General features: G+C 62.7%; 20 protein-coding genes. 16 read left to right on the top strand and 4 right to left on the bottom strand.

Annotated features, from left to right (window positions below; genetic code table 11):
• The first annotated feature begins 56 nt into the window (after positions 1–56).
• The 3 genes from FN976_RS24300 to FN976_RS29030 all read left to right on the top strand — a co-directional run bounded on the left by FN976_RS24300 (position 57) and on the right by FN976_RS29030 (position 2,976).
• Positions 57–746, top strand: coding sequence for a phosphatase PAP2 family protein (locus FN976_RS24300; protein ID WP_145895783.1), 690 nt, complete (start codon positions 57–59; stop codon positions 744–746).
• Positions 743–2,443: a phosphoethanolamine transferase gene (locus FN976_RS24305; protein ID WP_145895785.1), complete on the top strand. Its 1,701-nt coding sequence runs from the start codon at positions 743–745 to the stop codon at positions 2,441–2,443. Before FN976_RS24300 ends, FN976_RS24305 begins: the two co-directional genes overlap by 4 nt.
• Positions 2,444–2,655: 212 nt before the next feature.
• The gene (locus FN976_RS29030) at positions 2,656–2,976 is read left to right on the top strand and encodes a phosphatase PAP2 family protein (RefSeq protein WP_349291415.1); all 321 of its coding nucleotides are present in this window, start codon (positions 2,656–2,658) and stop codon (positions 2,974–2,976) included.
• A gap of 11 nt (positions 2,977–2,987) precedes the next feature.
• Here the strand turns inward: FN976_RS29030 and FN976_RS24315 are convergent, their stop codons facing one another.
• A complete protein-coding gene (locus FN976_RS24315) occupies positions 2,988–3,884 on the bottom strand; it encodes a WYL domain-containing protein (protein ID WP_145895787.1) in 897 nt (298 codons plus the stop codon).
• A 78-nt stretch (positions 3,885–3,962) separates the two neighbouring features.
• Between FN976_RS24315 and mblB the strand changes: the two genes are divergently transcribed.
• Genes mblB through FN976_RS24355 form a run of 8 tightly spaced genes read left to right on the top strand, consistent with a single transcriptional unit; the run spans position 3,963 to position 12,652 of the window.
• Complete coding sequence (mblB, locus tag FN976_RS24320; RefSeq protein ID WP_145895789.1) at positions 3,963–5,141, top strand: anti-phage 6A-MBL system MBL-fold protein; 1,179 nt, start codon at positions 3,963–3,965, stop codon at positions 5,139–5,141.
• 6 nt (positions 5,142–5,147) lie between these two features.
• Entirely contained in the window at positions 5,148–7,412 is a 2,265-nt protein-coding gene (gene cap2-3 / locus FN976_RS24325) for an anti-phage 6A-MBL system cap2_3 protein (RefSeq protein ID WP_145895791.1), read from the top strand.
• On the top strand, positions 7,409–8,221 hold the full coding sequence (locus tag FN976_RS24330) for a ComEC/Rec2 family competence protein (RefSeq protein ID WP_186511159.1): 813 nt from the start codon (positions 7,409–7,411) through the stop codon (positions 8,219–8,221). The genes cap2-3 and FN976_RS24330 overlap by 4 nt, the downstream gene beginning before the upstream one ends.
• A 32-nt stretch (positions 8,222–8,253) precedes the next feature.
• Positions 8,254–8,913: a hypothetical protein gene (locus tag FN976_RS24335; RefSeq protein ID WP_145895796.1), complete on the top strand. Its 660-nt coding sequence runs from the start codon at positions 8,254–8,256 to the stop codon at positions 8,911–8,913.
• Positions 8,914–8,942: 29 nt separating this feature from the next.
• The gene (locus tag FN976_RS24340; RefSeq protein ID WP_145895798.1) at positions 8,943–9,869 is read left to right on the top strand and encodes a zinc dependent phospholipase C family protein; all 927 of its coding nucleotides are present in this window, start codon (positions 8,943–8,945) and stop codon (positions 9,867–9,869) included.
• Positions 9,866–10,282, top strand: a complete 417-nt coding sequence (locus FN976_RS24345) for a hypothetical protein (protein ID WP_145895800.1) — start codon at positions 9,866–9,868, stop codon at positions 10,280–10,282. Before FN976_RS24340 ends, FN976_RS24345 begins: the two co-directional genes overlap by 4 nt.
• Positions 10,283–10,302: 20 nt before the next feature.
• Positions 10,303–11,781 (top strand): T6SS phospholipase effector Tle1-like catalytic domain-containing protein, encoded by a 1,479-nt coding sequence (locus FN976_RS24350; RefSeq protein WP_145895802.1) that lies wholly within the window; start codon positions 10,303–10,305, stop codon positions 11,779–11,781.
• 13 nt (positions 11,782–11,794) lie between these two features.
• Positions 11,795–12,652, top strand: a complete 858-nt coding sequence (locus FN976_RS24355; RefSeq protein WP_145895804.1) for a hypothetical protein — start codon at positions 11,795–11,797, stop codon at positions 12,650–12,652.
• A 395-nt stretch (positions 12,653–13,047) separates the two neighbouring features.
• On the opposite strand, the gene FN976_RS24360 is transcribed toward FN976_RS24355, so the two are convergent.
• On the bottom strand, positions 13,048–13,638 hold the full coding sequence (locus FN976_RS24360; RefSeq protein WP_145895806.1) for a hypothetical protein: 591 nt from the start codon (positions 13,636–13,638) through the stop codon (positions 13,048–13,050).
• Positions 13,635–13,976 carry a hypothetical protein gene (locus tag FN976_RS24365; protein ID WP_186511161.1) on the bottom strand — a complete coding sequence of 114 codons (342 nt, stop codon included), beginning with the start codon at positions 13,974–13,976 and terminating at the stop codon, positions 13,635–13,637. Before FN976_RS24365 ends, FN976_RS24360 begins: the two co-directional genes overlap by 4 nt.
• Before the next feature lie 387 nt (positions 13,977–14,363).
• Between FN976_RS24365 and FN976_RS24370 the strand changes: the two genes are divergently transcribed.
• The 5 genes from FN976_RS24370 (at position 14,364) to FN976_RS24390 (ending at position 19,040) form a co-directional block, all read left to right on the top strand.
• Positions 14,364–15,215: a nucleotidyl transferase AbiEii/AbiGii toxin family protein gene (locus FN976_RS24370; RefSeq protein WP_145895810.1), complete on the top strand. Its 852-nt coding sequence runs from the start codon at positions 14,364–14,366 to the stop codon at positions 15,213–15,215.
• Positions 15,212–15,931, top strand: a complete 720-nt coding sequence (locus FN976_RS24375; protein WP_145895812.1) for a hypothetical protein — start codon at positions 15,212–15,214, stop codon at positions 15,929–15,931. The genes FN976_RS24370 and FN976_RS24375 overlap by 4 nt, the downstream gene beginning before the upstream one ends.
• Before the next feature lie 53 nt (positions 15,932–15,984).
• Positions 15,985–16,731, top strand: a complete 747-nt coding sequence (locus FN976_RS24380; protein WP_145895815.1) for a hypothetical protein — start codon at positions 15,985–15,987, stop codon at positions 16,729–16,731.
• Between the two features lie 210 nt (positions 16,732–16,941).
• Complete coding sequence (locus FN976_RS24385) at positions 16,942–17,361, top strand: hypothetical protein (protein WP_145895817.1); 420 nt, start codon at positions 16,942–16,944, stop codon at positions 17,359–17,361.
• A 146-nt stretch (positions 17,362–17,507) separates the two neighbouring features.
• Positions 17,508–19,040 carry a hypothetical protein gene (locus FN976_RS24390; protein ID WP_145895819.1) on the top strand — a complete coding sequence of 511 codons (1,533 nt, stop codon included), beginning with the start codon at positions 17,508–17,510 and terminating at the stop codon, positions 19,038–19,040.
• A gap of 1,182 nt (positions 19,041–20,222) precedes the next feature.
• Here FN976_RS24390 and FN976_RS24395 read toward each other — a convergent pair.
• The gene (locus FN976_RS24395) at positions 20,223–21,533 is read right to left on the bottom strand and encodes a Fic family protein (RefSeq protein ID WP_145895821.1); all 1,311 of its coding nucleotides are present in this window, start codon (positions 21,531–21,533) and stop codon (positions 20,223–20,225) included.
• Between the last annotated feature and the right edge of the window lie 117 nt (positions 21,534–21,650).

A 21,650-nucleotide genomic window follows, 5' to 3' on the forward strand; every position in this document is an offset into this window, starting at 1 on the left:
ATTGTCACCGGCCCGCTTAAGAAACCCTTAAGCAGCTCGGCCGATCCTCGCGGCCCATGTCTGTATCGAATGTTCGCGTCGCCTGGGCGTCCGCGGGTGCACTTGCCGCCTTGATCGCCTGGGATGTCTCGGGCCTTGACCTCGAACTCGCGCACGCCTTCGGAACCGCCCAGGGGTTTCCGCTACGAGAGCACTGGTTCCTGACCCAGGTCATGCACTCCGGCGCCAAGACGCTGGCTTGGTTGGCCATCCTGGCGCTCTGCATCGCCGTGACCTGGCCGACGCGGTGGCTGGAAGCGTTGCCACAGCGCCGGCGCGTGCAGTTGGCTGCCACTGCGCTTGTGGCGTCCGGTCTGGTCACCTTGATCAAAGCCGGCAGCCACACAAGCTGCCCCTGGGACTTGCACGAATTCGGCGGTATCGCACGACACGTGTCCCATTGGGCCGGCTGGCTGTCCAGCGATGGTGGGGCAGGTCGTTGCTTCCCGGCGGGCCACGCGACCACGGGATTCGCCTTCATCGGCGGTTACTTTGCCCTGCGGCACGACATACCGCGCCTGGCCATTGCGTGGCTGGCGGGCGCACTGGTGCTCGGCCTGCTGCTGGGTGGCGGCCAGCAGATGCGCGGTGCGCACTTCATGAGCCACACCCTGTGGACCGGCTGGATCTGCTGGATGACGGCCTGGCTCACCGATCCCCTGTTCGCGCGTGACCGTGGCACCCCGCTCGGGGAGGCCACTGCATGAAGCTCACTCCCACCACACCCGTTTGGGCGGTTTTCGCCACTAGCGGGTGGCTGGCCCTCGCGGGCAACGCCGCCCTGTGGAAGCGCCTTTCCGCCGAAGGCACCCTGAGTAATGTTCAGGGTTGGTTGCTGCTCGTGGCGATGGTTCTAATCGTCTGGGCGAGTCTGGGGGCGCTTCTGAGCATTTTTGCTTGGCGCCGCACGTTCAAGCCGGTGGCGACGCTCCTGCTGCTCATCGCGGCGTTCGCCAGCTACTTCTCGCTCGCCTACGGCGTGGTGATCGATCCGGGCATGGTGATCAATGCGGTGCAGACGGATTTCCACGAGGCGACTGCGCTGGCGAGCTGGCCGATGGCGTTCACCGTGCTTCTGCTGGGGGTCCTGCCCACTGTTCTGCTCTGGGCGAAGCCTGTTGCCTATGCGCCCTGGCCGCGGCAATTGTTGACCAATCTGTTGTTCGTCGTGGGCGCCCTGGGCATGGTCATCTCTGCCGGCTTGGCCAGTTTCCAGCCGCTCGCCTCCGTGATGCGCAACCACAAGGAAGTGCGCTACCTGATCAACCCATGGGCGAGCCTCTACTCGGCCGGCCGCGTAGCGGCTCGCCCCTGGCAGCGGGGCGAGGGCAAGTTGCAGCCAATCGGCATGGACTCGCGGCTTCGCTCGGCGAATTCAGATCGTCCAGTGCTCCTGCTGCTAGTTCTGGGCGAGACGGCACGCAGCGCCAACTTCTCGCTCAATGGCTACGAACGTACGACCGCCCCACAGCTCGCAACAGAAGGCGTGGTGAGCTTTCGCAACGCCTGGTCCTGCGGCACCAGCACCGCTGCTTCCGTCCCCTGCATGTTCTCGCACCTGACGCGCGAAGGCTTCGACGCCCGCGAAGGGAATCACGAGGGCCTGCTGGACGTGATCCAGCGCGCCGGCCTGGCCGTCCTTTGGCTAGACAACCAATCCGGCTGCAAGGGCGTGTGTGACCGCGTGCCAAACGTCAACGTGATCAAAGAGGCGGCCGCGCGCGGCTGCGACGGTGCGGGCTGCCTGGACGAAGTGATGCTCGATGGCCTGGACAACCGCATCCAGGCGCTGGATCCGGTGCGCGCGGCTCGAGGGGTGGTGTTGGTCATGCACCAGATGGGAAGCCATGGCCCGGCGTACTACCTGCGCTCGCCCGCAGCCATGAAGTCCTTCCTGCCGGAGTGCACCAGCGCCGCGCTGCAGGACTGCAGCCGGCAGTCGGTGGTCAACGCCTACGACAATTCGATCGCGTACACCGACCACTTCCTGGCCAAGGCGATCGCCTGGCTGAAGACCCGGGAAGGCCGCGCCGACACCGCGATGGTCTATGTCTCAGACCACGGCGAATCGCTAGGCGAGAACAACCTCTACCTGCACGGTCTGCCGTACTCCGTGGCGCCCGACTTCCAGAAGCACGTGCCCTGGGTTACCTGGACGTCCGCCAGTTTCCAGAACCGAGCCGGCATGTCCAGCAGCTGCTTGACTGCGTTGCAAGACCGCAAGATCAGCCACGACCACTACTTCCACTCGGTCCTCGGCCTGCTCGAGATCGAGACCAGCGTTTACAAGAAGGAGCTTGACGTCTATGCCTCCTGCCGCAGCCACCCCGGCGACATTTCGCAGGCAAACCCCGCGCCCGATCTTCGCCGGGCCGCAATGCTGGCCGATGCGCCCAGGTTGTAGGTTGTAACGCACAGCGCTTCAGGTTTTCTCATGGCTCACACACCTGGGCGACGCCAAGACATTGACCCTGGTCTGCCTGGGGGTCGCGTTGGTCCTGATCCGGCGACGCGAGCACCTCCTGGCCACCGCATGGGTTGTCGCCCTCGCGGGCAATGGCCTCCTGAACAACCTGCTCAAGCAATTCTTCGCGCGTGAGCGGCCGGTGCATGACCATGTGCTGGACGTGTCAGGCGAAGGCTGGAGCTTTCCAAGCGGGCACAGCTCCGGTGCAGGGTGCAGTAGTCGCCTACGGGATGCTCGCCTACTTGGCCATCCGCGTGACGACTGCCCGGTGGCATGCGCCGGCGGTCCTCGCCGCCGTGCCCATCGCGCTCACCATCGGGGCGAGCCGCATCCTGTTGCAGGTCCACTACACCAGCGACGTCGTCGCCCGCTTCTCTTCCGGCTTGTCTTGGCTCGTACTGTGCATTGCCTGGTGCGAGTCGCGGCGGCATCCGTGTGGCAAGCACGCTCCAGTTAGCGCCGCCGCCTGATCGAGGAAGCGTCACGCATGGCCAGGCTGCATGAACGGCGCGAGTTCGTCGCGATTGAGCAAGACGATTTGTTGCTCTTCGGGGGAACGCCCTTCCTCCCGATGCAGCCCTAGTCGCCGGAGGGCGTAGAAAAGAAGCGCGTGCCGGCAGCTCAACGAAAGAATGCCGTCAATCATTCCATAGTCCAAGCGGATCGCGCGCTTCGCACCAGCAGGCAATAAAGGGTGGGGGGCGATCACGAGTTGCAAGACGCGATGCCAGGACTCGTCCTGCCCGCTGCCCTTCTCGCTTGCGCCGGCTAGTGACACATCGGTCATTCGTCCGATGACGAAATCTTTGTACTTCTCGCTGGAATGGCAATACGCGCGCACGTGCCATCGAAAGCCGTCATACCCGAGGGCGTGTGGCGATAGAACACGCGCCTCGGGACCGGGCTTCTTCATGCCTTGATAGGCGAGGGCCACCATCCGCTTGTCGCGGATGGCTTGCACGAGCAGTGACAACGACCTGCCATCCAACTGCCGCGAGGGGATCGGCGCCACGCCCACCTCCGGATGCCAGCCGATGAAGCTGGTCCGCGAATCGATCACATCCGTGACCAGGGCGAGCAGCTCATTCAAGTACGCGCGAGACGAACTTCGGGGATAGAGGGGGGCGTATCCCTCCGTACGCATGAAAGCCTTCTGCTTGAGGTCATAGGCAAGGTTGAAAGGCGCCGCCTCTGTGTATTTCCCCAGGTCTGCCGTCGCCTGCGGTGCTGAGATATCAAAGTGCTCAATCAAGTCCGTGCGGTTGAGCCGCCCCTCCCAGCGAAGCCTGTAGTCGATGAATTTCAGGCGCCGATCCTGGCTCCAGCTGGCTGGGTGGGGAACGGCCTCCGAGTACTTGGTTTCGGGATGATCTTCCATACAGTGCAATGGCCTAACTGGCCTTCCTGGGCCTACTGGCTACATAGAGTAAACTAAGTGTACACGTAAGGAGCTTGTATGCCAGCAATGATTACCTTCTTCCCTGTGGGCTGCGGTGACATGACGCTCGTCGAACTGGCGGATGCCGACCGTACCAAGATTCTGATCGACATCAACATCCGGCAGGGTGAAGACTGCCGCGACGTTGCCAAGGACTTGCGCGGGCTTCTCGAGAAGGACGGCAAGGGCCGCCCCTTCGTCCATGCCTTCCTGATGACGCACCCGGATTCGGACCACATCCGCGGGCTGGAGACCCACTTCCATCTCGGGGCGCCCGCGGACTATCCGGACGACGAGAAACCCGAAGGCGAGAAGCGCATCTTCATGCGCGAGATCTGGTCGTCGCCCCTGGTCTACCGGCGCGCGTCGGCCGAGCATCCGTTGTGCAGCGATGCCAAGGCGTTCAACTGCGAGGCCAAGCGGCGGGTTCAGGTCAACCGCGACAAGAAGTTCGTCGGCGTGGAGGAGGGGGACCGGATCCTCATCATGGGCGCGGACGAGAACGGCAAGACCGACGACCTCAGCTCCATCCTGGTCAAGGTGGACCAGACATTCACCCAGGTGAACAAGGTCAACAAGGCCGGCTACTTCACCGCACGGCTGCTCGCGCCGCTGCCCAAGCAGGCGACGGAAGACGAAGAGGAGAAGCTGCGCAAGAATCACTCGAGCGTGATCTTGAACATGCAAGTCGGCGCCGACGCCAAGACGCCTGATGGCTGCAAGTTCATGGTCGGGGGCGATGCCGAGGTCCTGATCTGGCAGCGCCTGTGGGGCAAACACAAGAACAGCAAGAGCGTGCTCGAGTACGACCTCTTGCTGGCTCCTCACCACTGCTCCTGGCACTCGCTGTCCGAGGACAGCTGGTCCAAGCTACGGGAAAAGGCCAAGGTCGACCCGGATGCGCGTGCAGCGCTGTCGGTCACCCGCCAGGGCGCCGTGGTGGTGGCGAGCTCCAAGCCGATCAAGGACGACGACAAGGATCCGCCCTGCATCCGTGCCAAGCGCGAGTACGAGGCGATCGTGAAGGACGTCAACGGCGCCTTCCACTGTGTCGGCGAAATCCCGAACGAAAAGAACCCAGAGCCGCTCACCTTCAACGTCACCGGCGAGGGCGTGCAGATCGCCGCCAAGCAGGACGCTCCGCGCCGCGTCGCCGCCGTTGCCGCCTCCACCACCGTGCCCCGCGGACACGGCTGAGCCTCCATGGCCGACACCTTCGCCTTCGCCTTACAGGACGCGATCGAGGAGATCGCGCGCCACCCTGCGGTGCGAGCGGTCGGCTCGTGCGAGCAGGTCGAGGGCGGCGTCGTTGTGCCCGCGCAGGTGTCGGTGAACCTGCCCAGTCGTGCGCGTGACGGGGTATCCGCCACCGGCGTGCGCGAGGTGGAACAGGTACTTTTCAAGTTCCCGCGCGAGTATCCGCTGAAGGGGCCGTGGCTGTACCTGCGGGAGGATTTCCCCACGGACATGCCGCACATCAACCCGCACACGCGGGGCAGCTTTGTACCGCCTTGCGTCTATGAAGGGACATTGAACGACCTTGTCCAGACCGACGGCATCGTGGCTGTGGTCGACCAGCTGGTCACCTGGTTGGAGCGCGCGGCGTCCGGTCAGCTGATGAATCTCGACCAGGGCTGGGAGCCCACGCGACGGGGGGAGGCGCACGCCACCCTGGAGTTCGATGCCGACGCGATGGTGCGCGCGTTGCCCCAGGACGGCCTGCCCACGGTGTATGGCGGAACATTTGCGCAGTCCGGCAAAGGCGTGTTCATGGGCGTGCAGATCGGGCAAACCGACACGCACGGATTTCGGTCTGAGCTGATCACTGGAATCAGCGGACGGCGGATATTTCGCGGCCGGCTCTCGGTGGTGGTGGCGATGGCGGCCTGGCAAGAGGGCAAGGGCCGCGTCGACGACGTCTACCGGCCCGACATGGTCGTCGATATTCCTTCGCTCGCTCAGCGAGCGGTCGAGACGGGGATCGACGGTACAGCCCTGATCGGCAAGCTCGAGTCCTTGCTCCTGCAGGCCAATCTGGCGGCGCAGGTCAAGGCGCCGTGGCCCTGGGTCGGGGACTTCCTGGTCGCCGTCGTGCTTGCCGTGAAGCGCCCTGTCGCCCTGTTGCGAAGCGGTCGCGACATCGAGTTCGTCCCGTATGTCGTGCGGATCCCGCGCGACGAGACCGGCCCCGCCCTGGCAAAGGCGCGCGTGGAAGCGGCTTTCCATCTGCACGGCGCGAATGCGCAGCTCCTGGCGCGCACGTCGGGCTACGAGACCGTCGACCTGGACCATGCGCTGGCCTTCATCGGATGCGGCAGCCTCGGCTCCAAGATTTCGCTGCATCTGGGCCGCGCGGGGTTCGGCAACCAACTCCTCGTGGACAACGAGGCCTTGGTCGGCCATAACCTGGCGCGGCATGCATCCTACGGCGGCACGTGCTCGAACAAGGCCGAGAACCTGGCCACCACCCTCCGTTCACTGGGCCATGCCGGCGCGAGGGCGGCGCCGGTTGACGCGGCAGCGCTTTTCACCACCGGCACCGACTTCGCTGAGCTCCTCCCGCCTGGAAAGCGGTTGATCCTGGATTCGACGGCCTCGCCTCAAGTCGCGGCAGCGGCAACCCACAGTCCCTACCTGACTCCGGAAGTGGGACGGCTGGCCCGCGCTCAAATCTACAACCGCGGGGGCGTGGCGGTTCTGCTGCTCGAAGGCGACAAGCGCACACCGCGGTGCGATGACCTGACCGCAGAGCTCTTCCGCCGCTGCCGCAGCAATCCGGGCTTGCGCGGGCAGATCAAGGGAAACGCGGCCGATCTGACGCAGGTCATGATCGGCGACAACTGCCGCTCGCTCACCATGCAGATGGCCGACAGCATGGTGTCGCGGGCCGCAGCCGCCATGGCGATGCAGGTCGAGCAATGGCTCGTCCAGGGCATTCCTGATGCTGGATTCCTGTGCGTCGGATATCAAGACGCGGCTGGCATTGGTTTCAGTTGGGCAACCAACGCCGTTCTGCCAAGCCTGGAGCTGATCGCCGCGAACGACCCGTCTTGGCGTGTTCGGGTGGCATCGACGGTGACCAAGCGCATCGCGCAAGACGTTCAGAAGTGGGGCCCTGTCGAGACGGGGGGCGCGGTACTCGGACATATCGACACCCACGCCCGCACGATCGTGGTCGCGGACATCGTGGACGCGCCGCCTGACAGCATCAGGCAGCGCGACCGGTTCGTCCTGGGCACTCAAGGTCTTCAGGATGCGGTCCTCCAGGCAAACACCGAGAGCCTCCACTATCTGCGCTTCATCGGGACCTGGCACAGCCACCCGGCCGGAGGGCCGCATTCCCAGATCGACAAGGACACGTTGGCGGCCATCTCGCGGTTTGCTCCTGGCCTGCCGGTGGTGTCACTGGTGTGGCGGCCCGAGGGCTTCGCATGCGAGGTGCGTGTCGACCAGGGGAGGTCTTCATGAAACTGGAAATCTTCGACGTGGGGCACGGCGCTTGCGCGCTCCTGAGCGCCGCTGGCTATCACGTGATGATCGACTGCGCATCCAGCGTGGATCTCGGGTTCGACCCTGGAGGGCTGCTGGTTTCGCGTGGGATCACGACGCTGGATCTGCTGATCGTGACCAACTACGACGAGGACCACGTCAGGGGCCTGCCGAAGCTCCTGCAGAAGGTGGACGTCGACCGGATTCGTCGCAACAGGAAGGTGACACCCGACACGATCGACGAGTTGAAGGGGTTGGAGCCCGGCCCCGGCATCGCCGCCTTGATCGACATGGCGAAGGAGTACACGGTGTCGGTCAACCACCTGGAGATCCCGGACGTCACCATCCGTACCTTCAGCCACGCCTACCCCGACTTCGAGGACGAGAACAATCTCAGCTTGGTCACCGTGCTGGAACTCGGCGCCGCGGTCTTCGTGTTCCCTGGTGACATGGAGTGCGACGGGTGGGAAGCCTTGCTGGATGCCGAGCCCGACCTGTGCGGCCTTTTGAAGCGGGCGTCGGTGTATGTGGCGTCGCATCACGGGCGAGTCAGTGGCATCTGCGAGCGCATTTTTGACGAAGTGGGTTGCAGTCCTCATCTGGTGGTCATTTCGGACAAGGGCTATTTGTACGACACACAGGAGACCGTGCCGTACTACCGAACCAAGGCGGGGGGGTGGACCTTCCGCAATACCGACCGTTGGGTTCTGACGACGCGAAGCGACGGAATGATCGAGTTCGAAGTCGGCCGAAACCCGAATGGGCGGTGGTACCTGGTCGCGCGATGAACAGGCAAGGCGCACACACCTGAAAGGCAACCATGAAAGAGTTCCCCTTCGACCCCTACGACTTCTTCGGCTATCTGGCCACGGGACTGCTCGCGCTTTTCGCGCTCCAGATCATCATCGGGGTGCCTGAAATCTTGGGCAAGGACCTCAAGGCGTTGGAGATTGCCGCAGTGACCTTGGCTGCTTATGTGGTGGGCCAAATCTTGGCGACGCCCGCCAAGTTCTTCCTCGAGGACCTTCTTGCCAGGGCGATCCTGAAGGCGCCCAGCATGAATCTCATGCGTGCTCGGCGCCCGTGGTACGGCTACGTGTTCTACCAGTACTGCACGCCACTCGCGCCGTCCGCGCGCGAAAGGGTTCTGGCGAAGGTCAAGCAGGAAGCGACAAAGACCCTCGGCGGAGAAGACCTCTTCGTGCACGTGCGCTTTCGCGAGTATGTCTGCACGAACGAGAAGCTGATCGCGCGCATCAACGCCTTCTTGAACAAGTACGGGTTCGCGCGAAACCTCTCCTTCGCGTGCCTCGCCGCCGGGATCGCCATTCTGGCGACCCGGCCGATGGACTGGAATGATGTCACTGTGCGCTACGGCGTTCTGGCGCTCGCCGCTGGGATCGGTCTCTTGTTCAGGTTCTTGAAGTTCTACCGCCAGTACACGTACGAGCTATTCAACGTCTACGCCGGTCGCCCGTAGCCGCATCAAAAAAAAACCAAGGAGTGCCCATGCCCGGTGCCTATGCACATCTTTCCGTCGTCAACGACGCGCAGAAGCTTGCTGAATCGGCGGGCTTGCGCGACGACACGCTCTATCACCTCGGCGTCAACCTGAAGTTTGTCGAGCTCGGGGCCGTCAGTCCCGACTACCCCTACCTGGCGCTGAAGTCGGGCCAGAAGAAGTGGGCCGACAACATGCACTACACGAACACGGCCAAGCTGATGCAGGCTGCGGTGGCGGCGATTCCGCGCCTGCCGCAGCAGGATCAGGGCCGCGCGACCGCCTGGCTGTTGGGGTTCGCCGCCCACATCGCGACCGACATGACGATCCACCCAGTGGTGGAACTTCGGGTTGGACCCTACCAAGGCAACGAGTCGGAGCACCGGCGCTGCGAGATGCACCAGGACGCCTTCATCTTCCCGCGCGTGATGGACGTGGGCGAGACCGGCCTGAGCGAACACCTGGCCAGCGGCATCGCCACCTGCCACGCGTTCGACGACAAAGACGCGCTGGATTTCGCTGTGCGGCAGGTGTGGATGGAGATGCTGGAGGCAGCCTATCCCGACCAAGGCGCGGCGCAGGACGCGTCGCCTGATGCTTGGCACAGCGGTTTTCGTGGCGTGCTCAAGGCGATGGCGGGAATCAACCATCTATTCCCGATCGCCCGGCACGTGAGCACCAAGCTCAACCTGACCTACCCCACCGAGGCCGAGATCGACGACAGCTTCATCTCGCAACTGAGGACGCCGGAAGGTCCGATGGACTACGAAGCGATTTACGAGCGCGCCCACGCGAATGTGTTGATGGTCTGGAAGGGCCTGGACGATGCGCTGGAGCAGGGCGGCTCCGACGCCCTGGACCGCCTTGAGAACTGGAACCTCGACACCGGCCGCAGCGTCCGGACCGGCAAACTCGTCTTCTGGGCCGAAGCATGAAACGCAAGATCCACCTGCTCGTTTACCTCGCCCTGGCATCGCTGGTGGGGGCATGCGCGCTACGTCCGAGCGAGCGCGAGATGAACTACCTGGCCTCGGCCCTGACCAAGGTGTCGGCGGGCGTAGACGCCACGGTGCGGTTTCGCCCACCGCCGGCAGGAGCCTCGGAAGCCGAGGTGTTGCAGATGTCGACAGCACATGACCCGGGCTTGCTCAAGCCGTTTGCTGACTACACCGTGCGAGTGCAGCGGTCCGGTCGCGCCTCGGCAGTGCTGGTGTGCGACCGCGGCGGTAGCACGGCACTGTTAGAAGACGCGGGCTGCACCGCCAAGCTGGACGAGCACCGCTGGTCGGCCAGCACGCCGCAGCGCTGCGAATTCACGCTGGATCTGAGCACGGTCTGCGGACGTTGAATTGAGGAAGGGAGAGCCACATGCCCAAGAACATCGTCATCTTCTCGGACGGCACTGGCCAGGCTGGTGGCCTGAAGCCGGACCAGAACCTCAGCAACATCTACAAGCTCTATCGCGCTTGCCGCTCCGACCACGAGAGCGACATCGACCCCGCGCAGCAGGTGGCGTTCTATGACGCTGGCCTCGGCACTGAAGCGGACGGCGGACCCATTCCGTTCAAGCCATTGCAGACGATCCGAAAGCTCTACGCAGGTGCCACAGGGACGGGCCTAATGCGCAACGTGGCCGATTGCTATGGAGCAATCGTGAAGCACTACGAGCCGGGCGACCGCATCTACCTGTTCGGGTTCAGCCGCGGCGCCTACACCGCGCGCTGCGTGGGTGGTGTCCTGGGTCTGTGCGGCGTGCCCTCGCGCGGGCTGGACGGGGGCCCGGTTCCCCGCTATGGCGAGGCGCTACGCAAGATCGCTGATGAGGCGGTCCAAAAGATCTACGAGCACGGAGCAGGGCGGGGCAAGGATGAGCACACCCTGCAGCGCAAGGAAAAGGCACGTCGCTTCCGCGATAAATACGCCAGCAACGATTCGGACGGCAACGCCAACGTGGTTCCGTATTTCATCGGCGTTTTTGACACCGTCGCCTCCCTTGGGGCGCCGCTGCCGCGCCGCCTACTTATGCTGGCGGGTTTGGCCTCCGTGACGGCAGTCGGAGCGTACATCGCCGCCAGCATCGGCACCGCGCTCTTCGGCTTGCCGACCAAAGTAACGACTTGGACGCTGCTGGGGCTGGGCGCCCTCATGATGGGCGTAGACCACATCCGGTCGCATTTCAAGTGGATCAGCGACTATCCACGGCACGGCAAGTTCGACTGGCACTTCAGCAAGTGGCGGTTCAAGTTCTACGACGAGAACCTGAACCCGCGTGTCCAGTTCGCCCGCCATGCTCTGGCGATTGACGAGACCCGGAAGGACTTCGACCGCGTTCGCTGGGCCTCGTTCAAGGACCGGCCGGAGCGCCCCGGGGAGCCGGAGTGGCTGCGCCAGGTCTGGTTTGCCGGCAACCATTCCGACATCGGCGGCAGCTACGCCCAGGACGAGTCGCGCCTCTCGGACATCGCCTTGGACTGGATGGTCCAACAGACCCAGGAGCCCTCGAACAAGCTACTCATTGACTTCAGCCGCCTCAAACTGTTCCCGGATCCCCTGGGCATGCAGCACTGCGAAGTGAATTCCATGCGCGATTCGGTTCTGACTTGGCTGCCTCGAGAGCGGCGTCCGGTCTGGTCGCAGAAGCTGCGGGAGATCAACCCCGAGGCGCCACTGCATCCCTCGGTGCTGGAGCGCTTCAACGCGGTCGATGGCGCGCCGTTCTACGGGCTGCAGACACGGTACCGCCCGGCGAACCTGACCTTCCACCACAAGGTGGCGGGGTTCTACGAAGTAGCACCGGGAGTCGCGGTCGCCGCCCTTAATATCGTGTCGCCAGAATCGGTGGCATAAGGAGGGAGAACCCGTGGCCCTCATCGAAGCATGCGCCGCCATGGCGCTTCTCTATGCTCTGTTGTCCATCGTCGCATCGGCAGCGAAAGAAGCGGTCGAAACCTGGGTACAGAAACGCAAAGACGATTTCCGCGGCGCAATGCGTGACCTCCTGCAGGAAGAGGGCGCCAAGCGCTTCCTCGGGCATGCGCGCATCCGGGCGCTCACCTCCACCATCGGCCCGCCCGACCCGGACAACAAGAACCACTGGCCCAGCTACGTTGATCCCAAGGTGTTCGCGGTTGTCGCCGCCGACTTGGCCAAGGAGTTCCCCAATAGCCGCATCGGGGAAGTCGTCACTTGGGCGGCCACGACTAAGGACGAGGCTCTGGATGTGCTGCAGCAGGTCTACTCGGAACGCATGGAGCGTCTGAGCGGAAGCTTCAAGCGCCACGCGCAGAAATCGCTCCTCCTCATCGGGCTGGTTGTGGCGGTCCTAGTTGATGCCGACACGATCCAGATGGCGCGCCGGCTAAGCAGCGATGCGCCGGCCCGCACGGCGTTGGCGCAGCTGTCGATGCAGGCCTCGACGCAGCAGGATCTGGAGCGGTCCTGCGGGGTCATAGCGAGCGACGATTCCCAAACCAAGTCGTCCAAATTGATCGCATGCGTGCAGACCCGCGCGCCAGACCTGCTCGGATGGAACGGGAGGAAGGTCGCAGAAATCGCGGCGACGGGGTGGCCGATGCTCCCGTTCGTGCTGCTCGGCAAGTTTTTCGGCTACGTGCTGACAGCGGTCGCCATCTCCCTGGGCGCCGCGTTCTGGTTCGACCTGATCAGCAAGGTCGCCAACATCCGATCCACCAGCAAACCCAAAAGGGACGACCGATAACAAGGGACGCGTTTATTGCGCAGGCGGTTGATGACGATGCAGGGAGCAGTGCGTCCGACGACAGCGTGAGAACGAATTTCGGCGGCCAAACTCAGTGCGAAACGGCCTTGGAACGATCCCAACAAGAGGAAGCCGTGCTTCGCCGGCCCGAAAACATCCCACAAATGGATGAAAAGCGCAGGCGGCTTCCCAGTCAGAGGGGCATTTCCCTCGTTATTGCAGTATTCGGCCTGGGCGCGGCACTTGCGCCGGCCGCGCGCACTGCAAGCGCGTGGGCGCGGCAACCAGAGCCTGGCATCGCATCATCGGACGGTCGACTCTTTGCATTGCTCGCGCATGCGTGGCTGCAGCGCGGCAGGCTTCCCTGGTCAACGACTTCCGCGCGCCGGCGCCGGCTAGCGCTCTCGCATCCTGAAAACTGAGCTGCCAGAACCCGCAGGGGCGTCGATCTCCTGCGGGTTCGGCTCTCGGTGCAAGCGCGGATCCGAGGAATGGCTCTTGGAGACGATCTCGCTCCAGGTTTCATCGAAGGATGTGATGATTCCCTCGGCTTCAAGCTTGCGCAGATACGCCGCAGTGGTGATGAAGTGGGTGTTGGCGGAGTACTGCTCCAAGGTCCGCAACCGACCAAGCTTCTTGTCCTCGAAGATGACCAGTGCGGGCGCGTTGCCGACGGCCTCGTCGATGAAGTTCATGATGAAGTCGGCGATTGCGAGATCGCCGCGTCCTTTCCCGATCGGCAGGCCCCTTGCTGCCTTGTCGCGGTCGTCCACACACACCGAAGTGGCGACTCTCTTGATCCGAGCCGCGTGCTGCTCAAAGAAGGCCTGCAGTTCGGGGGCGCGGACGAGGATCTCGTTCACGACGCTTTCGATCATGACGACATCGGTATTCGATGGGGCGAGCAACAGCTCCAACTTCCCGGCCGCGGCCAACGTGTTGATAGGCCCCGCATCAGGGACAACAATCTTGATGCGGTTGCTCATGACGAAAGATGGATGTCTTTGATTTCGTCGAGCATCCGGTCTTCTTCCTCTTGACTTGCCCTGGGCGGGGGAAAGCCTGCCTGGCGCAGCATGGCGGTGAGCGTCGGATCGTCGACTCCGAGAAAGCTCTTGGCCCTGTGCCTCCCGATGCGGCCTACCGAATAGTCGAAGAGAGTTTGCAGGTTGCCGTTCATGCTTTCGCTGTCTTGCACGCCACTTTCGATGAGGTGCGCGAAGTAGCTCCGCACGAGGGCGTTGACAGAAGTGTTGCGCTTTGCCGCGATCACCTTCACCTCGCGAAGCATCGCGTCATCGATCCCGAAAGTAACGTTCGTCATGGCGGCTCCTTTGAGCGTCATATTTACACATAATTATGTGTAGCACAAGTTTATGCGTAGGATGTCAGGGATGCGTCGTCGGCCGGCGCATGCTTCTGGAGCCCTGCGCTTTTTTCGCCCATGCCGGTACGCCTCCCGGCGCGCGAGCAGGGCGATTGACGACATCACGGACCTGCCGTTCGATGGGCCAGGAAACATTTGCCTTCAGGGTTAACGTCTACTTTTAGATACGCTGAGCCAAAGCTCGCGCTTCACAGCCAAGGGAGATACTGGCTCATCAAGACTAAGCATGAATTGATCAGATTATGATTGACCCATACTACATTATTTGACATTTTTCGACTCTAAGTATAGTATCTACCAGTCAAATTATGATCTTTCAATACTATGGCTGCACTGTATACCCCCACAGAGAAGGGATTCGACGCCCGACTAGAAGCCATAGACCGCTGCCAGGTGGGGCTGCTGCGTGAGCTGGCCGGCGATCTGGGCAGCCGGCTGACGCTCAAGGGCGGCATGGCAATGCGGGCCTCGTTTGGAAGCCTTCGCCTTACCAAGGACATCGACTTCGACCGCGACGAGTCGATCCAGCAGGCCACCCTGAAGAAAAACCTGGAACGCCTCCTCGTGCGGGCCGCCGGGCCCGCTGGGATCCGCGATCCCAAGGTGGAGATCACCAAGGACACGAACACCACCGTGCGTGCGCGGCTGCAGGGCGCATTGCCGGACGGCACGGACGTGCGCTTCGACGTGGAGGTCTCTGGTCGCAGGGCCCCGGACAAGGCCAATGTCCGCGCCGAGATCGTCACGCCGCCGGCGCGTTATTCCATGGCGCCCTTTCCGGTCCAGACCTACACGAACGACGCCTTGGCGGCCATGAAGATCGCAGCGGCACTGTCCGAGCAGCGCAATGCCCCTCGCGACCTCTATGACCTGCGAGATCTGGCGAGGGCAAATGCCGACCCCACCCTGATCTTGAGCAGGCAGCGGTCGGAGCTGATCGGCACCTGGGCAAACAATGCCCTGGGGAAACTGGAGATGCTCAGCTACGGCCTTGCCCAGCAGGAGCTTCTCCCGTATTTGCCCCCCGGCGATCGGGGCGAACTGACGGAAGACGCTTGGGTCGACGCGACCCTCGCCGTCGCCGAAAGCATCCAGACCTGGTGCGCCGGTGCGCTGCGCCTCCAGGAGGTTCAGGATGCCGCGCAACAGCACCAGGTCCGGGAGCAACGGTCATGACCGCTTCATGGAAAGTCGAAGCCGAACGGGCCCTGATGGAGGCCAGCAGCCCATCGGTCATGACCACCGCGATGGTTCATACGCTGGTGACCGCGGGACGTGATGATGGGCCGTCGCCGGCCACGTTCACCCGCTGGATTTCCGCCATGGCGGCGGCGGGCAAGCTGCGCGAGGTCATCAAAGGGGTCTACCTGAATCGCCTCGGTCACCGGGACGTCAGCCCGGCCGCCGCAGCTTGTTGGGTGCGCACCCGCAGCGTGGTCAGTCTTTCCTGGGTGCTCGAGCAAGCTCATATCACCAACAATTTCGGCGACACGATCACCTGTGTGATTCCGACGGAATCGGGGCTGGCGAACCCTCGGATCGGCGATCGCCTCACCTCGGCGGGGACCTTCCGCTTCTTCGCGATGCCCGCGCGATTGGTGGATGAGAGGGCAGGCTTGTTGGAGGACATCCGGGACCTTCGCTTCGACTATGCGCGCGCAACGCCCGAGAAGGCCTTGCTGGACTGGATTTACCTCGGAGCCTCGGGACACAGCCGCATGACGCGCCCACCGATGGATCTGGACATCGCGTCGTTGAATCAGCCGCGGCTCAAGCGCCTGATCAAGCGCATGCATCTCGCATCCCAGTACGAGACCTGGATGGATCGCTACCGCGCCTACCGGGCCGACGCCGACGTCCGCGAAAACTCCTCGGCGGATCTTCGCCTTTGAACAACGCTGGCACTGACTTGGCGCGAGCTGGGAGAAACATGCACCCTGCCTCAATGGACGAGGCGGACCTCGTCCTGCTCGAGGTTCACGATCGCATGACCGGGATCACGAGCCAGCCGATAGCTTGGCTCCTCGTATCGCGTTCTGAAGAGGTCGAGAGACGACATGTCGACGGCCGAATCAGGGAGGCATCGATCACCCTCCGCTTCGAACGACTGGGCTACGTGACGCCCGGAGTAAGCAAATCCGGTTGGTTCGAAGGGGGCCTGGATACGACCGATGCCGAGTCGGATGTGTCCCTGACTTCGCGAAGTCTACGCACCAACGGCGGGGTGTTTCTCGATCTGCGTGGCCTCGAAGGCCATCGCATCGGAACCTATCTCATGAACCAGATCGTGCTCTGGGCCAAGCAATGGCCCGAGGCTCAGGTCGCTCGCATCACATTGCAAGAAAGCGACGCTAGGCACGAGGACAATCGGCGGCGGCGGAATCGGTTTTACGAACAGTTCAATATCGGGTTTGACTATGGCGCCGACACCGCCATGCGTGCCGGCCACTCGTTGCCGATGCTGGCCAAAGACTTGGAGCCGGTGACGACGTGGCAAGACAACATCGTGGTGCACCAGGTGGCTGCCTGGGCGAGCGAGTCGCTCGACAAGCAAGCTCACCTTCAAGGCGAGCTTGAGCATGCGCGTCGGGTGATCAAGGAGCGAAACGGCCAGATCCTCGCCGCTGAAAAGCAGCCGGTGCGGTGGGCTTTGACGCGGCTGTGGCGCCAGGTGGCGTGGCGGTTGTCGTAGAGCCGGCGGCGAGCCCAGCCCTCTTCACGGATCACCAGCGCGTGCCCGCAGACAAGGTAAGATTCCCTCCTCGGCGCACGTCGGCGCCTGCTGCTCACCATGGCCAATTCGCTTCGGCGGACGACGCATTTTTTTCTTCGCATGTACCCCAAGTCGCTCGGGGTTCGGCAGTGAGCACCGAATCGTTCCGGGCCAACTTGAGGAACCGTCATGCAAAAGTTCATCCGGACGACGTCGACTGCCTTTGCGAAGCTGAAGTTGGCAGGCAAAGCGCATGCCCGTGCTGAAGGATTTTCCCACCGCGCTGCATTGGATGTCGTCGCTCGTGGGAACGGCTACGATCATTGGAAGCATGTCAGTCTCTGCCGCGACTTGACCCGCAGCGCAGGCGAACAACCAATGGAGCAGGCAGGAGCCACCGGACCAGCGTCCGGCGATCGCTCGGGAAGTCGATTGGAGCAGTGGGGGCACCTCCTTACTGACGGCGAACGAGCGCTTCTGGAGAAGATGACGCCCGTTGCCCGCGACACGTGGCTGCTCGAGGTCGCCAAGAGGTCACCCGAAGGGCGGGCGCGCTACCGGCGCCTCACGGCCTCGTTGAAGGCAAGTTGGGGAGCCTACAAGGTGTAGCGATAGGATCGCAGCCACGCTGTGGCGAGGCGTGTGTTTCTGGCGTTTGCCATTCGACGATCACCCCACGCCGTGCGATGGGCCAGGTCGCCCGCGTCCTCCCTCGATGAGCGCAAAATTGCCCTGTCAATCAAGGAGGACCCGGCATGGCCAATGAATTCGACCCATTGGAGGATCCGGCGAGGCGTGCGTTGCGCCTCGCATCGATGTCGCCCGCGTCCATCTTGTACCAGCGAGAGGCGGAGAAGGTCCTGGAAACCCAGCGCGCTCTTGACAAGTTGCGCGGCCAGACGCTGACAGCGTCTGCGATCAGTGCAACACAAAAGCTGTGGGATGACTTCGGCCGGGCCACCGGCTCCCGGCGCAACCTCGAGACCATGCAGCAGCGCATCGATGAACTCGCGCGCCGCGGCGCATTCGGGAAGGCGACGGATTTCATTGGTACACAGGCCGTCGAGCTGCTGCGGCTGCACGCCTCCTTGCGAGGCAACTCGATCGGCTCCTACGTCGAGCAACTGCGTGAGCAGATGCGAAACGCTGATCCTTACTGGGTCACGCTTCAGCAGCAGACGATGGCGTCGTTGGGCATGGCCGGGGTCGCGTCCGTGGCCGAGCGACTCCGCGGCTCGGATCTGGTCTCAGACTTCGTCGGCAGCTCCGCGGCCGCCAGCTACGCGGAGCAGGCGAAGAGCCTGTTGGACTCGGTCAGTGTGCAAAGCGCGGCCTACAAGCATGTTCTGCAGGACTTGCTCCCACCGGGTTCGGCAACCAGGGCGTACCAGGAAAGAATCCTGGAGGCACTCCGCTCCCCCAGCGAGGAGTTGAAGCGAGAGGTTGAGGAAGCTCGCAAGCAGGTCGCCGGTGAATCCATGACCGAGGGCACGCCGGAAGATGCTTGGCAGCGGTTCCTCGCCAAGATACGCGGACTCGACCCGGCCGTGGCCTTTCTCCTCATGGTTGTGGTGGGCCCACTCTTTGCCGGATTGGTCATGGCGGTGATCAATCCAGTGGCTGATCACCACATCAAGAAATGGCTGAGCGACAGCCCGCAGGGACAAGTGAAGCAGGCCAGCGAACGCGTCGTGCAGGAGATGGGCGGCACCAGCCTGCTCGCCAACTACCGCATGGTCAGAAGCAAGCTGCTGATCGTGCGAGCGTCACCCAAGGCAGCCGGCAAGCGATTTGCAACGCTCGCTTTCGGAACGGCGGTGCGTGTCACCAGGAAGGAAGGGGCGTCGGGGGGAAGGAGACGCTGTGCTCTCGGGCTGGGTCTTGAGCCGGCACCTCAGACCGTTCGAGTGAAACTTTCGCTCCTTCGCTCCAACGAGCACCGTTTTGCTCAGGATCGGTTGAAGTCGCGTGCAACTGGTGGCCTCGCGCTCAGCGGCGCACCACTCTCCTCAAATGGATGTTTGATGGCGAACCGCTCGAATCCGGACGGTCGAGCCAGGGCCCTTCGACGTGCCAGGGGCCAGCGCGTGCATCCGCAGCAGCATTTGGTACGCGAATCGCTGACAAGCCTCAACCCGCGCTGGTGGGGCAAAGGCGGGTTCCTCGCGGGCAACGCGTGGCCCACACTGTCTACGAGGCGCCTTCCTACAAGCCTCGCCAGCTCTTGCAAACGCCGCGGTAGCGACTTTCTGACATCGCCACCTGAGCCAGGCAACATGATGGCCTGAGCAATCAAGGAGCAGGCGTGCAGATATTCAGAACCAAGTGTGAGCCCGATAAGGCAGCGAACCCATTTGACTGGCAGCGCCACGTAGAGCCCGGAGCCCATCGGGCCAAAAGGCGAAAGACTCCAGCCCCTCGCTTGACGGCCTGGGCACTCACGGAGCGCATTCTGGCGCACCGCTGGGGCAATCCGTATTGCAAGCCAGGCGCACCCTGAAGATATCCTGAGATGCACTGCCCCGCTAGCACGCCGAAGCTTCGTGCTGGGCGGCGAATGCAGTTCACTAGAAGCGGTTCTCAATGGGCCGTGATCGCATGAGCATGCGATCTGGAGCGGGTCCCGCCTGAGCGCCTGAGCCGCAAAACGTGTCAAAGACCATCTGGCGGACGCATCACGCGCCTAAATCCCAGAATGAGGAATCACTTGAACGCCTTCACGACCGCAGCTATGGCTAGCAGGATCGTGGGGGTCATGATTAGGGCCAGTGCAATGATCTTCACTAGGGCCTTCTCCTTCCAGAAATCGAATCGCGGCATGTGGACTCCGACGCATCCGGGCAATTGTCGAACAGTCATCGGGGTTAAGCGACTATCAACCTTGATAGTCCGCCATCCGAAGCCGCGGCCGCTTAGCCGACTTCGAGCATTTCAGCGAACAAGAAGGACGCGTCAACCTTGGCGCGGGAGTGGATGGTCTAGCCGCACCGGCGCGATCAACAACGCTACTTGAGCCAGGCCGGAATCTCATGGAGAAAAGAAAACCCCGGACGAGGCCGGGGTTGCAAGCCATTTGCAGTCATGCATCTGGCCCCGCAGTGGGAGGAAAGCGGGAGGCGGTAACGCCTACGGGCATTCTATCTGCGGGGCAAAGACTCAATCGGCTGGGCCCTTAGAGTAGTCGCTGCAAAGCCCGGCGCCGGGTGATGGTTGTCAAGATCCGGCGTGCTTTTGGACAGAGGCGTCCTCAGTTGCGGATTGAAAAATCAGACATGGTGATCAAGTGAGCCGGACAGCGCAGGCCAGGGCATTCAAGTTGGCTGAATGAGTTAGTCCTCGACGGCGCCCATGAATTGCCTTAGTCTTAGTCGCGTTACAGAGGTTGAGTTTGGGGAAGAAGGTTAAGACTGCCAAGAATATTTTGGCTGCGCCACCATAGGAGGTGCCGCCCCAATTGACGGCAGCACGAATTAGGCCCGCGGACGATCCTTGTGGATCTGAGCGACGGGACGCTCGCGCATTTTTCCCTCATGCTGAGGCGCTGGGGCTGGCTTGAGCATGTCTACATCGCGCTCGGCTTCGGGCCAAAGATTCGGAAAGTAGAACCGCAAGGCGTGCCTGGGAACCGCAAACCGGACTTTGCCGTACGGACTGTCGGATGCCAGGTAGCCAGCCTTGAGCAGCGAAGACAGCAAGTCTGTGGCCACTCGATCGCCGAGCCCCGTCATGGACTTGAAATCTGAGCGCCCAAGCTCGAGTTGGGTTGCAAAAAGGTAGTGCAGGGCAGCCAGAGCCTCGATGCGAACGCCGGCGCTCTTGGTACTTGCATCGAAAAGCAATGCGGCTTCGATTCGCGACTGGATGTTGGTCACGTCCAATTGGGCGGCCATGAACTGCACTTGATCGATGCAGACTTCTAGCGTGTAGGAAATCCAGTCGATCAGACCCTGGGTGGTCAGGTTGCCCCGGCCATCCAGATCTCCGCGCCTGTGTTCATCCGCGCCACGCAGGAGGGCCCGGTAGCGATCCTCGCTGCGGGCAAAACCCCGGAGCGGTGACCACAGACCCTTGGTCAATCCCATTGCGTACATGACCAGGTGCGTATGCAGGCGCGACACACGGCCATTGCCGTCGCTAAACGGGTGAATCCACGCCAGTCGGTGATGGGAGGCAGCAGCTGCAACGATGGACATTTCCCCGCGGCGAGCGTTGCCGTAGACATCTGCCCAGCGGGCAATGAAGCCAGGCAGAGCTGAATGAAGAGGCGCTTCGTGTATGCCGATCGCAACTTGGGCTTGTCGCAGCTCACCAACCAGGAGATTCGAGCCATCGGCAAGCCGCAGGTCCTCGCCGTCGATTTGCTCGAATAGGCTGCGATGCAGCCACTGAAGCGATTTCAGCGAATAAAGATCCCGCACGACGTTCCCACCCTCGGCCAAAGACTGGTCAAGATGCTTTTCGCAACTCGTCTCCGTATGAATGTGAGCCAGCGCGAGACGCTGCTTGCGAGCCGTGTCGGCGTTCGCGGAGAACTCTTGCTGGAGCGCCCGTTCGATGTCGATCGGACGCGTGTGTTCTCCTTCGATCCTGTTCGTATAGTACGAATTCATTGCGCGAAGCAGGGCGCGCAATTCCTCTTGTGCAGCCGTGGCACCAACCGCTGCAACCGCCCGGATGAGATCGCTTGCCTGCTCCAACAAAGGTCCGAGAAGGCGCTCGCCCGGCATCAATGGTTCGAACTGATGCGGTGAATCGTAGTGCGCGACCTTCTGCGAATGCATCTGCGTGATTATACGCGTCAATATTCTCCAATGAAAGGCATTGCTATTTGCCAAAATATCCGCGTGATATTGCGCGAACTAGTTTGACTGTTACAATTACGGCACTTCGCGTCAGGC

This window comes from Caenimonas sedimenti (assembly GCF_007833165.1).
Lineage (GTDB): Bacteria > Pseudomonadota > Gammaproteobacteria > Burkholderiales > Burkholderiaceae_C > Ramlibacter > Ramlibacter sedimenti.

Bases quoted from the DNA above. Each gene is read 5' to 3' on its own strand.
- FN976_RS24300 (WP_145895783.1), top strand. From the start codon at position 57: ATGTCTGTATCGAATGTTCGCGTCGCCTGGGCGTCCGCGGGTGCACTT.
- FN976_RS24385 (WP_145895817.1), top strand. From the start codon at position 16,942: ATGCAAAAGTTCATCCGGACGACGTCGACTGCCTTTGCGAAGCTGAAG.
- FN976_RS24390 (WP_145895819.1), top strand. From the start codon at position 17,508: ATGGCCAATGAATTCGACCCATTGGAGGATCCGGCGAGGCGTGCGTTG.
- mblB (WP_145895789.1), top strand. From the start codon at position 3,963: ATGCCAGCAATGATTACCTTCTTCCCTGTGGGCTGCGGTGACATGACG.
- FN976_RS24330 (WP_186511159.1), top strand. From the start codon at position 7,409: ATGAAACTGGAAATCTTCGACGTGGGGCACGGCGCTTGCGCGCTCCTG.
- FN976_RS24360 (WP_145895806.1), bottom strand. From the start codon at position 13,638: ATGAGCAACCGCATCAAGATTGTTGTCCCTGATGCGGGGCCTATCAAC.
- FN976_RS24345 (WP_145895800.1), top strand. From the start codon at position 9,866: ATGAAACGCAAGATCCACCTGCTCGTTTACCTCGCCCTGGCATCGCTG.
- FN976_RS29030 (WP_349291415.1), top strand. From the start codon at position 2,656: ATGTGCTGGACGTGTCAGGCGAAGGCTGGAGCTTTCCAAGCGGGCACA.
- FN976_RS24340 (WP_145895798.1), top strand. From the start codon at position 8,943: ATGCCCGGTGCCTATGCACATCTTTCCGTCGTCAACGACGCGCAGAAG.
- FN976_RS24305 (WP_145895785.1), top strand. From the start codon at position 743: ATGAAGCTCACTCCCACCACACCCGTTTGGGCGGTTTTCGCCACTAGC.
- FN976_RS24315 (WP_145895787.1), bottom strand. From the start codon at position 3,884: ATGGAAGATCATCCCGAAACCAAGTACTCGGAGGCCGTTCCCCACCCA.
- FN976_RS24350 (WP_145895802.1), top strand. From the start codon at position 10,303: ATGCCCAAGAACATCGTCATCTTCTCGGACGGCACTGGCCAGGCTGGT.
- FN976_RS24365 (WP_186511161.1), bottom strand. From the start codon at position 13,976: ATGACGAACGTTACTTTCGGGATCGATGACGCGATGCTTCGCGAGGTG.
- cap2-3 (WP_145895791.1), top strand. From the start codon at position 5,148: ATGGCCGACACCTTCGCCTTCGCCTTACAGGACGCGATCGAGGAGATC.
- FN976_RS24370 (WP_145895810.1), top strand. From the start codon at position 14,364: ATGGCTGCACTGTATACCCCCACAGAGAAGGGATTCGACGCCCGACTA.
- FN976_RS24380 (WP_145895815.1), top strand. From the start codon at position 15,985: ATGGACGAGGCGGACCTCGTCCTGCTCGAGGTTCACGATCGCATGACC.
- FN976_RS24375 (WP_145895812.1), top strand. From the start codon at position 15,212: ATGACCGCTTCATGGAAAGTCGAAGCCGAACGGGCCCTGATGGAGGCC.
- FN976_RS24335 (WP_145895796.1), top strand. From the start codon at position 8,254: ATGAAAGAGTTCCCCTTCGACCCCTACGACTTCTTCGGCTATCTGGCC.
- FN976_RS24395 (WP_145895821.1), bottom strand. From the start codon at position 21,533: ATGCATTCGCAGAAGGTCGCGCACTACGATTCACCGCATCAGTTCGAA.